This window comes from Leisingera thetidis, from assembly GCF_025857195.1.
GTDB classification, from domain to species: domain Bacteria; phylum Pseudomonadota; class Alphaproteobacteria; order Rhodobacterales; family Rhodobacteraceae; genus Leisingera; species Leisingera thetidis.
Genome location: NZ_CP109787.1, coordinates 788,169 through 799,661 on the forward strand (window position 1 = coordinate 788,169; position 11,493 = coordinate 799,661).

Below are 11,493 nucleotides of genomic sequence, written 5' to 3' on the forward strand. Positions count from 1 at the left end.
CATGCGGCTGGCGGTCATCGTCACGGAATACCCGAAATTCACCGAAACTTTCATCCTGCGGGATGTGCTGAAGTTTCTGGAGTTCGGGGCAGAGGTGCGGCTGTACCACCTCTCGCCTTACAACACGGATGAAGTGTTGCATGACTTCGCCAGGCCGACGCAGGCGGTTGCCCGCCATGTCGGGCTGGTCAGCCCGCGCACCCTGGCCAGTTTCGGCGCAAGGCTGGGCCGCATGGCCGGTCCGCTGGCCGTGATCGGCGCGCAGCAGGGCGGCAGGCCGGTGCTGGCCGGGAAGTCCGCTGTGGTCTCGGTTGCCGCCAGTGCAATTGCGCGGGAACTGGCGGAATGGGGCGCCGATCATGTACACGCGGAATTTGCCGGCCACCCGGCGACAGCGGCCTGGGTGATCCATCGGCTGACCGGCATTCCCTATTCGGTCAGCTGCCGCGCCCATGATATCTTCCGCACCCAGCGGCTGCTGGCGGAAAAGCTGGGCGAGGCGGCGTTTGTGCGCACCATCAGCAAGTACGGGCGCGACTTTCTGGCCAATCATGTCCGCGGCCTGCGCGCCGAAGAGATCCAGGTGATCCACTCCAGCGTCGATGTGGAGGCGATCCCGCAGCTGGACCCGCCGCCGCAGGAGGGGCCGTTCCACGTGGTCTATGTCGGCTCCTTGCAGGTGCGCAAGGGCGTGGACCTGCTGCTGCGGGCTCTGGCGGCGATGAAGATCCCGGAGTGGCGCTGCTCATTGGCCGGGGACGGGCCGGAACGCGACAGGCTGCAGGCGCTGGCGGCAGAGCTGGGCCTGGGAGACCGGGTGTCCTTTCTGGGCAAGCAGGATTTTGCGGCGGTGAGCCGGCTCTACGAATGCGCCAATGTGATTGCCGCACCGTCGGTGATCGGCCCGTCGGGGCGTACCGAGGGCATTCCCAATGTGGCGATCGAGGGGCTGGCGTTCCAGCGGCCGGTGATCTCCACCAATGTTTCGGGCATTCCTGAACTGATCCGCCCCGGCCGGACCGGCTTCCTGATCGAACCGGGTTCGGCCGCGGAGCTGGTGCAGGCGCTGGAGGCGGTCCATGCCGATCCCGCGGCGGCCTATGCCATTGCCCGGCAGGGGCGGGCGTTGGTGGAGGAGGAGTTCTCGCTGGCGGTCAATGCGCGCCGCCAGTTCGACCTGTTCCGCGCTCATTCCGCGGCGGCGCTGGGGAGGGCGGCGGAATGATGCTGCTGTTCTGGATATGCGCCGGGCTGGTGGCTTTCTCGCTTGCGGGGTACGGGGTCCTGTGGTGCGCGATTGCTGCGGTGGCGGGGTGCCGGGTGCAGCTGCCGCCGGAGCAGCCGGTGCGCGCCACGGTGCTGATTGCCGCCCGCAACGAGGAAGCCGCGATCCGGGCCAAGCTGGAAACCATCCTGAAGCAGGACTGCGGGCCGCATCGGGTGGATGTTCTGGTGGTCTCCGATGGCTCGGAAGATGCAACGCTGGCGCAGGCGCTGTCGCTGAACAGCCCGCGTATCCGCGCCTTCCAGACGGCGGAGCATGGCGGCAAGGCGCAGGCGCTGACCGCCGGACTGGCGCGGATCGAGGCGGATGTGGTGATTTTCTCCGATGCCAACAGCATGCTGGCGCCGGGCGCCCTCCGGCACCTGCTGGCGCCTTTTGCCCGGCCGGACACCGGCGGGGTTTGCGGACGGCTGCTGCCGCAGCGCTGCAAGAGCCGTGGCGGCTGGCTGGCCCGTGCCGAACGGCTGTTCTGGACCTACGATTCCCTACTGAAGGCGGCGGAGAACCGGCTCGGCGGGGCGGTCTCAGCCCAAGGCACGCTATATGCCATGCGGCGGCAGCTGGTGCCGGAGCGGGTGCCCGGTGATGTGGCGGATGACTTTTATATTTCGGTGCAGGCCCCGGCCCGGCACCGGCGGCTGGTGTTTGAGCCGCGTGCGGTGGCGCAGGAGCAGGTGAGCAGCCATACCGGCGACGAGTTCATGCGCCGGGTGCGCTCCACCGAGCGCGGCTGGCGCGCCCTGATGCGGATGCGCCGTCTGATGAATCCGGGTCGGCACGGGATTTACGCGCTGCAGCTGCTGTTTCACAAGGGATTGCGGCGGATGGTGGCCTTCCTGCTGCCGCTGCTGCTGCTGCTGAGCCTCGCCGCTGCCGCAGAGTCCGGAGGCATTTACACCGTTGGCTTGCTGGCACAGCTGCTGGTCTACGGCCTTGGCGCCGGGCCGCTGTTGTGGCCCGCGCTGGGGCGGCTGCCCGGGACAGGTCCGGCCCGGTTTTTCGTGATGGGCCATGCGGCGATGGGCTTTGGCATTCTGCGGGCGATGGCCGGGGTGCACAGCGTGCGCTGGGCACCCGCGCGGAGGATGGCGGATGAATAGCTGTTCGGTCATCCGCAGCGCGCAGCCGGAGGCGCTGGACACCCGGGTGTTGACCTGCTGGGAGGATTTTGCCGCTCTGGAAGCGGATTGGCGCGCCATGCACGAAAGCTGCCGCGGGCGGCTTTTCTCCTCCTTTGACTGGCTGGCCGCGCAGTATGCGGGATTCGGGGTGCCCGGCGAGCTGCGGGTTGTCACGGTCTGGCAGGCCGGGATGATGGTGGCGGCCGCGCCGATGTGCCTGGTCCGGCAGCGGGCCAGCAAGCTGCTGCCCTTCTACCGTCCCCGGGTGCTGACCGGCTGGCTGTGCAATTATTCGGGTTTCTTCGAGTTTCTGGCCAGCAGCCGCGAAACCCTGCGGGTGCTGCTGGCAGCGGTATGCAAGGCCGCGCCGCGGGCCGGGATCGAACTGCCCATGTTCCGGGTCTGCACCCGGGATGTGTTCACCACCCGCTGCCTGCGCCTGAGCGGCTTGGAACTGTGGCAGGACCGGGAGCAGGACAGCTCGCTGGCGGAAAACCTTGCCGATTGGGACAGCTACTGCCAGACCCGCAGCCGGTCTTTCCGCAAGAAGGTCCGCGTCAGCGGCAAGCAGCTGAAACAGGCCAAGGCGGAAACAGAAGCCTATACCGGGCCGGCAGAGGCGCCGGTGCAAAGGATGATTGCCTTGTCGCGGCGCTCCTGGAAGCAGAAATCGGGCACCGGGCTGGCTGCGCTGGACGGCGGCGATGCGTTCCTGTGCGAATTTTGGCGCAGGTTTGCCGGGCGGAAATGCGGCAGCCTGGTTTTGATGCGTGCTGAGGAAAAGGACATCGCGTCCTTCTGCGCGGTGCGCTGCCAGGACACCTGGTACGGACTGTTCACGGAATTTGACGAAGCATATTCGGACCTGTCGCCGGGCCGCTCCATTTTGTATCTGGGATTGCAGACGGTGATCGGGAAAGGCGAGCCCGTGCGTTTCGAGTTCGGACGCCGGACCCACTTCCTGAAGGATTTTGAAACCGGATCTTACCAGCTCCGGCGGGTGCGGGGCGTGCGGCGGGGCAGCCGCGTCTATTGGCTGCTGAAACTTGAGGACTTGCTGCGCGAGCTGACCGGGCTGCGCGGCCTGCTGCCAAGAAGGAAGCCGCGGCGCGCGGACGTTCTGGCAAATGACGGAGAGAGGCTGTGACCGTGCTGCAGCCGTTCAGCGCCGGCACTGCGGGAATTCGCATCAGCATGGATCAGGTGCCGCCGCAAAGGATCCGCAGAAAACTGGAGGCCTTTCTGGAAACCTGCCCGCCGGCGGGCTGGCTGCAGCACCCGGATTTCACCGCAAACTGCCCGCCGCCGCCGCGCCACCGCTACCTGATGCTGACAGCCTGCTTTCCGGACGGCGGCATTGCCGGATTTGGCGTCGCGCGCCTGACCCGGCTGGCGCCGGGCCGCTACCTGGCGAATTTCCGGCGCGGGCCGGTCACCCGCACGCCGGAATGCCTGGCCCGGATCCTGCCGGGAATCGCGGCGCGGCTGCGGCAGGCCGGCTGCTGCTCGATGCAGCTGAACCCACGCTGGAGCGGCGGGGAAGCCGCGCAGCAAGTCTGCGCAATTCTGGAAGCGGCGGGCGGGGTTCAGCTGCCTGCGAGCGGTCAGGCGCAGCACCGGTACACGGCGCTGGTTGATCTGGGCGGATCACCGGAGCAGCTGCTGGCCCGGCTGAAACAACGCTGCCGACGGCAGATCCGCAAAGCGGAAAAAGCGGGGATTGCGGTGCGCCCGGCCGGATCTTTGGAAGAGGCCATGCGGTTCGAACCGCTGATGCAGTCATTCTTCCGCGCCCGCGGGCTGGGGCTTGAAGCGGTTCCGCCTGTGGCGGCGCAATGGCAGATGACCCGCAGCAAGGGCGCTTTCCTGCTGGCCTGGCAGCAGGAAAGGCTGGTGGCGGGCCATGTCATGATTGCCGATGGCAGCCGGGCGTTCTGGCTTGTTCTGGCCCGCAGCGAAGACAAGTCCAGCGCCGCCGCCGGGTATCCGCTGGTTTGGGAGGCGATGAAAACCGCACAGGCACAGGGGTTTGCCCAGTATGACATGGCAGGGGCAGCAGCGCTGTCCGGCGACGGGGCCGAAGCGGACCCGGCCGGCGCCAGAAACCGGGCTCAGTTCAAATCGGCCTTCAACCCCGGCATCGTGCCTCTGGTGCCCGCCTATGTGCTGCCCTTGCGCCAGCCCGGCCATGCGGTGCTGTTCAACCTGCGCCGCGCCTATCGCGCGCTGCGGGCGGAAGCGAGGCTGAGGGCATGAGCGCGGCGCGGGCCATTCCCATCTTTGTGCTGGGGCTGCAGCGCTCCGGGACGACGCTTGCGGCCAATCTGCTGGCGGCTCAGCCAGGCATTGCAGCAGTGGCCGCGGACCATCACCACGGTGTGCATGAAAGCGTCTTTTTCTCCCATTTCGCGCCTTCGATGGAACCCTGGCCGGCCGCCGGCTGGCGCGCGGATGCGGCGGGGGATTTCCTGGCCAGCGAATACTACCGGCTGACCGGGCTGAGACGCAGCTGGGGCGAAGACGCGGCAAAGGCGAGCGCCAGCCCGGCTGAATTGTTCTGCCGGGTGATGGATGCGGTGGCGCTGCGCGAAGGGGCCACTGCCTGGGTCGAGAAATCGCCGCATCACACACTGCTGGCGGAAACCATTGCCAAGGCGCTGCCGACGGCTTTGTTCCTCTGTGTGAGCCGCCGGATTCCGGGGTTTCTGCGCTCACGGCTTTGGTCTTATGGCCGCTCTCCGCCGCCATACCCGCGCCGGGCGGTGCTGATCGGGCGAGCCTGTGCCTCGAACGTGTTCCACGAGCGCTATATGCGCCGCCTGCGCCGGCAACTGGGGGCGCAGCGGGTGTTTGCCGTGGACTTCGACAGCCTGCGCGCACGCCCTGGTCCGGCGCTGGAGCCTTTGCTTGCGGCGGCCGGGCTGGAGGCAGGTGCCCTGCAGCCGCCTGAATATGCGCCGAATTCAAGCTTTTCCAGCCAAAGCCAGCGCAGGCAGGCACTGACGGTCGCAGATCTGGCGGCGGCCAGAGTGTCGGAAACTATGGCAAGGGCGGTGCCGCAGGTGCTGCTTTCCGCAATGCAGCGGCGCATTGCCCGCCGCAGGCCGCCAGTGTTTCCGGCCTGGGTCTGGCCAGCCGCAGCAGGCGGCTCCGTCCGCGGACACCTGCCGCGGAAACCGCTGAAATAGAGAGGAGACAGGAATGCAGTCCCTGCGCGTTGAGATCGCGGACAGCCTGCCGGCCTTGCTGGCGCTGGAGGATCAGCTGGCGGCGCTGGCTGCGGCTGCCGGGGCCGGCGCCTATGACCGGCCCGGCTTCTTCCTTCCGTGGGCGCGGGCGGCTGTTGCCACGGGCCAGAGGCCGGCCTGCCTTTGCCTCTGGCGCGGGCCGGAGCTGGCCGGGTTTGTGCCGGTATTCCGCCGCCGGGACTGGAAGGCGGCGCTGGCCTGGCGCGGCGGTCCGCCGCTGTTCGGCTCTTCGCCGGCCTTCGATCTGCTGTTTGCGCCACAGGAGAACGAAGCGGAGCTGACCGCGGCAATGGTGCAGGCGCTGGAACGGATGCGGTGGCTTGACCTTTCCTTTGAAAACCTTCCGGAAGACAACCGTCTGGGCCGCTGCCTCAGCCGTGCTTTCGAGCGGCGTGGGTACAGTGTCAGGACAAGTCCCGGCCTAGCCTACTTTACCGTGGAAGGCGTGGCGGGCGGTGCGGAGCTGGAGGCGCAGCTGAGCAGCAAGAACCGCCGCAACCTGCGCGCTGCCGAGAGGAAAACGGCCGCAAGCTGCGAGATCGATCTTTGCACGTCTGACGATGATCCGGAAACGGCGGTGGGCGTTCTGCGCAAGGTGGTTGCGTCTAGCTGGAAGAACAGCCCGCGCATGCGCATGATCGGGCTGCGGCTGTACGAGGAACAGATCCGCGGCTGTGCCCGGGACGGAACGCTGCGGTTCTGGTGGGTGTCCCATCAGTCGGAGCCAGTGGCCTTTGCCTTTATTCTGGCCGAGCCGGGCGGGCCGTATCACGGCTATTTCACGGCACTTACCGGGAAAGGCTGCGAATTGGGGGCCGGGACCGCGCTGATGTACCTGAGCCTCAAGCACAGTCTCGATGAAGGCGCAGCGATGTTCAATCTGTGGTCGGTCCGTCACAACATCAAACGCATGACGAACAGCCGGCTGCAGACGGTGAGCCTGGACATCAGCCGTGCCGGTCTGGGCGCGCGCCTGCGCCTGGCCGCCGCGGAGCAGCTGCGCCTGCTCCGTCAGGCTGCCCGGACAGAAAAACCCCGCCCGCGGGCCTGAGCCGCGGGCGGGGCGGGAATTCGGAAGCGGCCCGGGGGCCTTCCGGATCAGTTGAGCAGGAAGTCGCTGGACGACAGCTCGGAGAAGTTCACACCCTGAAGCAGGATGGAATCGTCACCCTGGGTAACCAGGACACCGCCATCCTCGCCGCCGACGTTCTGGAACCGCAAAGTATTGAGCTCCGAGGCAGAGAAATCCAGGTACACCTTGTCGACGCCGATTTCGAAGTCGGTGATGATGTCCTGTCCGGTGCCGGCGTCAAACACAAAGGTGTCCTTGCCGTTACCGCCCTTGAGCGTGTCATTGCCAGCGCCGCCATGCAGATCATCATTGCCGTTGCCGCCGCGCAGGTCGTCATTGCCGCCGCCGCCGCTCAACTCATCGCCCCGGTTGCCGCCTTTCAGCGTGTCCTGGCCGTTGCCGCCCTTGATGGTGTCGTGACCGCCGCCGCCGCGCAGAATGTCGTTGCCCTTGTAGCCGGCGATATCGTCGTTGCCCCTGTAGGCCTGGATGGCGTCAGCTGCGCCGGTGCCTTTCAGGACATCGTCATTCGCGGTCCCGCCAATAGTGTTGTAGTCGTCCTCATCCACCGGCGGTTCGATGACCGGGGGCTCGGTCACAGGCGGCTCGGTGACCGGGGGTTCCGTGACCGGCGGCTGGTTCGGATCGATTTCGTCCACATAAACAGGGTTGGCTTCCGTGCCATTGCGGTAGATCTCGATTGCGTGCTGAAGCGCGTCCAGCGGGTCCAGCGTGTACTGGCCATCATTGTTGCTGCCCGGCTTGTCAACGGTGACTTCCGCGTTGCGGACTGCCAAAGCGGCATCATAGTCGTTGACGTTGGCGGTCAGGCCGATCTGCACCCGGTCAATGTCGCCGTTGGCAGAGCGGGTGTCCATGGTCTGGCCCTGCTCGTCGACAACAAGCTTGCCATCCAGATACAGCTGGATCTCGCCATTGTTCTCGTTGCCGGGGCGCATGACCACTTTCAGCGAGTACCACTGGCCGGTCTGCAGCAGCTCGTCCTGGTCGGCGGGCCACAGTTCCTTGATGCCGATCTTGCCGCGTTCCACCCGGATCAGGCCATCGCGCACCTGGATGCGCACACCGGGGTTGAAGCCGCTGCTGGAGGCGTTGCTCTCCAGGTCAGCCAGATAGATGTGGCTCAGCGGGTAGCCGTCGGGGATCATGAAGTCGAATTCGGCGGTGATCACGCCCGACTCGTCGGTCGGGTTGATCGCGGTGCTGTAGGTCGATTTGCCGACTTTCGAGCCGGCCGAGCCAGCCCGCATCAGGGTGACGTTGCCGTCCTCCGAGATGTCGACGCGTCCGTCCTGCAGCTGCAGGATGGTGTTGAATTGGCCGTAGCCGCCAATCGATTTGTAGTCAGTCTGGTACATGCCTGTTACCTCATACACACAAGTTCATATTCGCGCTTCTTGTGGACTTGACACTTAGCAGAAGGAAACCCCGCGGTTCCGCCGAGCCGTTTTCACAGCGGGAAACTGCCAAGTGGTGGCGGCGGAAATGGTGAAAATTCGCTGAAAATGTCTCAAAGACCGGAAGGTGAAGCGCATTGGCGTCAATTTTCCTGATCCTGAGGTTGTGCGCGTCCCGACTTGTGACGCCTTAGGGGTGTGAGCCCCTGCCGGCAGAACCTGCCAGTGGCGCGAGTCAGGCGCGGCGTGCAGGGCGCAGGCGGGGAACGAAGAGGGAATATCCGGTCCTGCGCCGCGGCTGAATCACTCCGACCCGCAGAGGGCTGCGGAGAGATGAGCGGCTGCAGGGAGAAATGCCGGCCGGATTGGCCGGGGCGCGACTACTGGCCGGCGACTGCAAAGCCGCCGTTGAGGGCGCTGACGGCGAACCCCGGCGTGCTGTTGCGGCTGGCCATGCGCTCCAGGTTGACGATGGTCGACAGCATGATGCGGTCATGGCTCCAGTCGCTGGGACGCTGCAGCAGCATGGCCGTTGCCAGCACAGCCCCAGCCATGGCCAGGGACACAAGGCCCCAGCCCAGAGAGTTCCGCCCCTGCGGCTGGGCGGCGGTCACCGCAATGATGCGCCGCTGCAGGGCGGCGCCGCGGCGGGTTTCGCGGCGGTCGACCAGTGCCACCGCAGGGCTGCGGCGGGTGAACAGTGCAGGGCCGCGCGCGGCATGGGCGCAGGCGCGGATCAGGCATTCGCAATAGGCACGCACATCGAACTGCGGCCGCGCCATCAGGGCCTGGTCGCAGGCGAACTCGCGCAGCAGCCGCACTTCGCGCCGCCACAGGTAAAACGCGGGGTTCCAGAACAGCAGCGGGCGCAGCATCTCCAGCAGGAACTCGCATTCTATATCACGCTGGCGGAAATGCTGCAGTTCATGCGCGACGGTGAGGCGCAGATCGCGCGGGTCCTGCAGCAGGGCGGAGGGCAGCACCACGTAGCGGCGGAACAATCCGCGGGTGGAATAGGCGACCCGGATGCTGTCCGAAACCATCAGCTGCACCCGGCCGATCCGCTTCCAGGCAAAGGCGGCGCACAGATTCTGGCGCAGCCGGAAGACGGAGACAGCGACATGCGCCAGGCAGATCAGCGCCCCGGCGGCAAAAGCGGCCGCGAGGGCCCGGGCCCAGTACGGCTGCAGGCTGGTGAGCCCGCGCACGGCGTCCTCGCGCAGGCCCAGGAGGGATTCGAAGGTGCCCGCGCTCAGGCTGACATGGCCCTGCAGGTACTGCGAGACCAGCATGTCGGAGAAATTCGGCGGATGGGCGATGACAAAATGGGTGAAGGCGAGGATCAGCGCCGGGCAGGCGGCCAGCAGCACCGTCATCCCATTGAGCAGCTGCAGCTGCGGGCGGTAGGCGCGGCCCAGCCTGCTGCGCCGCAGCGTCCTGCGCGCGGCCAGCCACAGGGCGGCGCCCGCCAGCAGCAGGATATTCAGGTCGATATAGGCGTTCAGCAGAACCTCAGTTGGCATTGTCCCCCAGCCTTTCCTCCAAGAGCGCCCGCATCTCCTCGAGCATCTCGTCGGTCACATCCTCATCATCGACCAGCCGCGCCACCAATGCGGCGGGCGCGCCGTTGAAAAGCTTGCTCGAAAGGTTTTTCAGAGATGTTTTCTGATACTCTGCCTTGGGAACGGCGGGGCGGTAGACCAGGGAGCGGTCCTTGCGCTCGCTGGTCAGGAAGCCCTTCTGCTCCATGATCTTGAGAACCGTGGCCACCGAGGTATAGGCGCGTTCCTGCATCTTGTTCAGCTCGGCCAGGATATCGCGCACGGTGCCGCCGCCGATGTCCCAGACGACGGTCATGAATTCCAGCTCCACTTCGGTCAGCAGGGAATTGTCGTGTTTCTTGCGCATCGCCTCGGCTGTCCGGCTCATTTCATCGTTCCAGTCATGCTAGGGGATGGCGGTCTTCGTGAAAACTATTTTTTTAGGAGAAGGCGCGGAGGCAGCGGGAGAGGTTGCAAAAATGTGCGCTTCCGCGCGCTCTTATTCTGTGGGTTGCCAGGCGCCGTGCCGTCTCTGGGGGCAGTGGTTGTGGCGTCTGTGGGGAGTATGGCTGAGAAGGCCTTGAAGGTCAGGTTTGCCTTCAAGGCCTGTCTCCATTGTGTTTGGGGTTTGCGCGTCAAGGACAAGCCGCTTGCGCGGGGCCTGCGGCCTCCTTGACCCGCAGGGTCAGCATTGCAACTGACCCGCAGGCCCCGCGCCGGCGTCAGACCTTCCAGAAGCAGAAGACGCCCCAGGCGATCGACAGGCCCAAGGGCCACCAGAGCGGCATCCCCACCAGGCCGAGCCAGGCCAGGAAAATGTAGGAGGTGCCCAGGAGGCTGATGAACAGCCGGTCGCCGCGGGTGGTGGTGAGGCCAAGCACGCCCTTGCGGGCCGCGCCGCCGGGGGAGCGGATTTCGGCCACGATCAGCACGCCGATGGCGCTGAAGATGCCGATGAACAACAGGGCAGTGGGCCAGGTCCAGGCCATCCATGAAAGCATTACACCCTCCCCATCGCGAAACCCTTCGCGATGTAGTTGCGGACAAACCAGATCACGATGGCGCCCGGAATGATTGTCAGAGTTCCCGCAGCCGCCAGCAGCCCCAGTTCATAGCCCGCGCTGGACGCGGTCTTGGTCATGGTGGCGGCAATCGGCTTGGCGGCAACCGCGGTCAGCGTCTTGGCTAGCAGGAGTTCCACCCAGGAAAACATGAAGCAGAAGAACGCTGCCACGCCCACGCCTGCCTTGATCGACGGGATGAAGATCGTCGCAAAGAAGCGCGGGAAGGAATAGCCGTCGACAAATGCGGTCTCGTCCAGCTCCTTGGGGATGCCGCCCATGAAGCCCTCAAGGATCCATACAGCCAGCGGGATGTTGAACAGGCAATGCGCCAGCGCCACGGCCAGATGGGTGTCGAACAACTCCACCGCGGAATACAGCTGGAAGAACGGCAGGGCAAACACCGCGGCAGGCGCCATCCGGTTGGTCAAGAGCCAGAAGAACAGCTGCTTGTCGCCCAGGAACCGGTAGCGGCTGAAGGCATAGGCCGCTGGCAGTGCCACCGCGATGGAGATCACCGTGTTGATCGACACGTAGGCGATCGAGTTTATATAGCCCCAGTACCAGCTGGGATCGGTGAAGATGGTGGCGTAATTCTCCAGCGTGAAGGTCTGCGGGAACAGCGAGAAGCCCGACAGGATTTCATTGGTCGTCTTGAAGCTCATCGCCACCAGCCAGTAGATCGGCAGCATGAGGAACAGGATATAGATAATGGGGACGATGGATCGTTTCTGCATGTTCCCCTCC

At 65.7% G+C, this 11,493-nt stretch carries 11 protein-coding genes; 6 read left to right on the top strand and 5 right to left on the bottom strand.

From position 1 onward, the window contains the following. The first annotated feature begins 1 nt into the window (after position 1). From OKQ63_RS03765 to OKQ63_RS03790, 6 genes are read left to right on the top strand one after another with little or no spacing between them, the layout of a single operon-like run. Positions 2 to 1,225: a glycosyltransferase gene (locus OKQ63_RS03765; protein ID WP_264212632.1), complete on the top strand. Its 1,224-nt coding sequence runs from the start codon at positions 2 to 4 to the stop codon at positions 1,223 to 1,225. After that, complete coding sequence (locus OKQ63_RS03770) at positions 1,222 to 2,385, top strand: glycosyltransferase (RefSeq protein WP_264212633.1); 1,164 nt, start codon at positions 1,222 to 1,224, stop codon at positions 2,383 to 2,385. Before OKQ63_RS03765 ends, OKQ63_RS03770 begins: the two co-directional genes overlap by 4 nt. Further along, positions 2,378 to 3,553, top strand: a complete 1,176-nt coding sequence (locus tag OKQ63_RS03775; protein WP_264212634.1) for a GNAT family N-acetyltransferase — start codon at positions 2,378 to 2,380, stop codon at positions 3,551 to 3,553. Before OKQ63_RS03770 ends, OKQ63_RS03775 begins: the two co-directional genes overlap by 8 nt. Continuing rightward, positions 3,550 to 4,662: a lipid II:glycine glycyltransferase FemX gene (locus OKQ63_RS03780; protein ID WP_264212635.1), complete on the top strand. Its 1,113-nt coding sequence runs from the start codon at positions 3,550 to 3,552 to the stop codon at positions 4,660 to 4,662. The genes OKQ63_RS03775 and OKQ63_RS03780 overlap by 4 nt, the downstream gene beginning before the upstream one ends. Beyond that, positions 4,659 to 5,594 carry a sulfotransferase family protein gene (locus OKQ63_RS03785; protein ID WP_264212636.1) on the top strand — a complete coding sequence of 312 codons (936 nt, stop codon included), beginning with the start codon at positions 4,659 to 4,661 and terminating at the stop codon, positions 5,592 to 5,594. The genes OKQ63_RS03780 and OKQ63_RS03785 overlap by 4 nt, the downstream gene beginning before the upstream one ends. 13 nt (positions 5,595 to 5,607) lie before the next feature. Then, positions 5,608 to 6,705: a GNAT family N-acetyltransferase gene (locus OKQ63_RS03790; RefSeq protein ID WP_264212637.1), complete on the top strand. Its 1,098-nt coding sequence runs from the start codon at positions 5,608 to 5,610 to the stop codon at positions 6,703 to 6,705. Positions 6,706 to 6,752: 47 nt separating this feature from the next. Here OKQ63_RS03790 and OKQ63_RS03795 read toward each other — a convergent pair whose 3' ends face one another. The 5 genes from OKQ63_RS03795 to OKQ63_RS03815 form a co-directional block, all read right to left on the bottom strand. Continuing rightward, on the bottom strand, positions 6,753 to 8,105 hold the full coding sequence (locus tag OKQ63_RS03795) for a hypothetical protein (RefSeq protein WP_264212638.1): 1,353 nt from the start codon (positions 8,103 to 8,105) through the stop codon (positions 6,753 to 6,755). Positions 8,106 to 8,524: 419 nt separating this feature from the next. Next, positions 8,525 to 9,667, bottom strand: coding sequence for a M56 family metallopeptidase (locus OKQ63_RS03800; RefSeq protein WP_264212639.1), 1,143 nt, complete (start codon positions 9,665 to 9,667; stop codon positions 8,525 to 8,527). Further along, on the bottom strand, positions 9,657 to 10,073 hold the full coding sequence (locus OKQ63_RS03805) for a BlaI/MecI/CopY family transcriptional regulator (protein WP_264212640.1): 417 nt from the start codon (positions 10,071 to 10,073) through the stop codon (positions 9,657 to 9,659). Before OKQ63_RS03805 ends, OKQ63_RS03800 begins: the two co-directional genes overlap by 11 nt. Positions 10,074 to 10,407: 334 nt before the next feature. Further along, positions 10,408 to 10,686, bottom strand: coding sequence for a DUF2160 domain-containing protein (locus OKQ63_RS03810; protein ID WP_264212641.1), 279 nt, complete (start codon positions 10,684 to 10,686; stop codon positions 10,408 to 10,410). Further along, the gene (locus OKQ63_RS03815) at positions 10,686 to 11,483 is read right to left on the bottom strand and encodes a carbohydrate ABC transporter permease (protein ID WP_264212642.1); all 798 of its coding nucleotides are present in this window, start codon (positions 11,481 to 11,483) and stop codon (positions 10,686 to 10,688) included. Before OKQ63_RS03815 ends, OKQ63_RS03810 begins: the two co-directional genes overlap by 1 nt. Positions 11,484 to 11,493: the final 10 nt, after the last annotated feature.

What these genes read in the sequence shown, in the direction of transcription:
- OKQ63_RS03770 (WP_264212633.1), top strand. Translation starts at nt 1,222, where the DNA reads ATGATGCTGCTGTTCTGGATATGCGCCGGGCTGGTGGCTTTCTCGCTT.
- OKQ63_RS03800 (WP_264212639.1), bottom strand. Translation starts at nt 9,667, where the DNA reads ATGCCAACTGAGGTTCTGCTGAACGCCTATATCGACCTGAATATCCTG.
- OKQ63_RS03765 (WP_264212632.1), top strand. Translation starts at nt 2, where the DNA reads ATGCGGCTGGCGGTCATCGTCACGGAATACCCGAAATTCACCGAAACT.
- OKQ63_RS03775 (WP_264212634.1), top strand. Translation starts at nt 2,378, where the DNA reads ATGAATAGCTGTTCGGTCATCCGCAGCGCGCAGCCGGAGGCGCTGGAC.
- OKQ63_RS03785 (WP_264212636.1), top strand. Translation starts at nt 4,659, where the DNA reads ATGAGCGCGGCGCGGGCCATTCCCATCTTTGTGCTGGGGCTGCAGCGC.
- OKQ63_RS03790 (WP_264212637.1), top strand. Translation starts at nt 5,608, where the DNA reads ATGCAGTCCCTGCGCGTTGAGATCGCGGACAGCCTGCCGGCCTTGCTG.
- OKQ63_RS03805 (WP_264212640.1), bottom strand. Translation starts at nt 10,073, where the DNA reads ATGAGCCGGACAGCCGAGGCGATGCGCAAGAAACACGACAATTCCCTG.
- OKQ63_RS03810 (WP_264212641.1), bottom strand. Translation starts at nt 10,686, where the DNA reads ATGCTTTCATGGATGGCCTGGACCTGGCCCACTGCCCTGTTGTTCATC.
- OKQ63_RS03795 (WP_264212638.1), bottom strand. Translation starts at nt 8,105, where the DNA reads ATGTACCAGACTGACTACAAATCGATTGGCGGCTACGGCCAATTCAAC.
- OKQ63_RS03815 (WP_264212642.1), bottom strand. Translation starts at nt 11,483, where the DNA reads ATGCAGAAACGATCCATCGTCCCCATTATCTATATCCTGTTCCTCATG.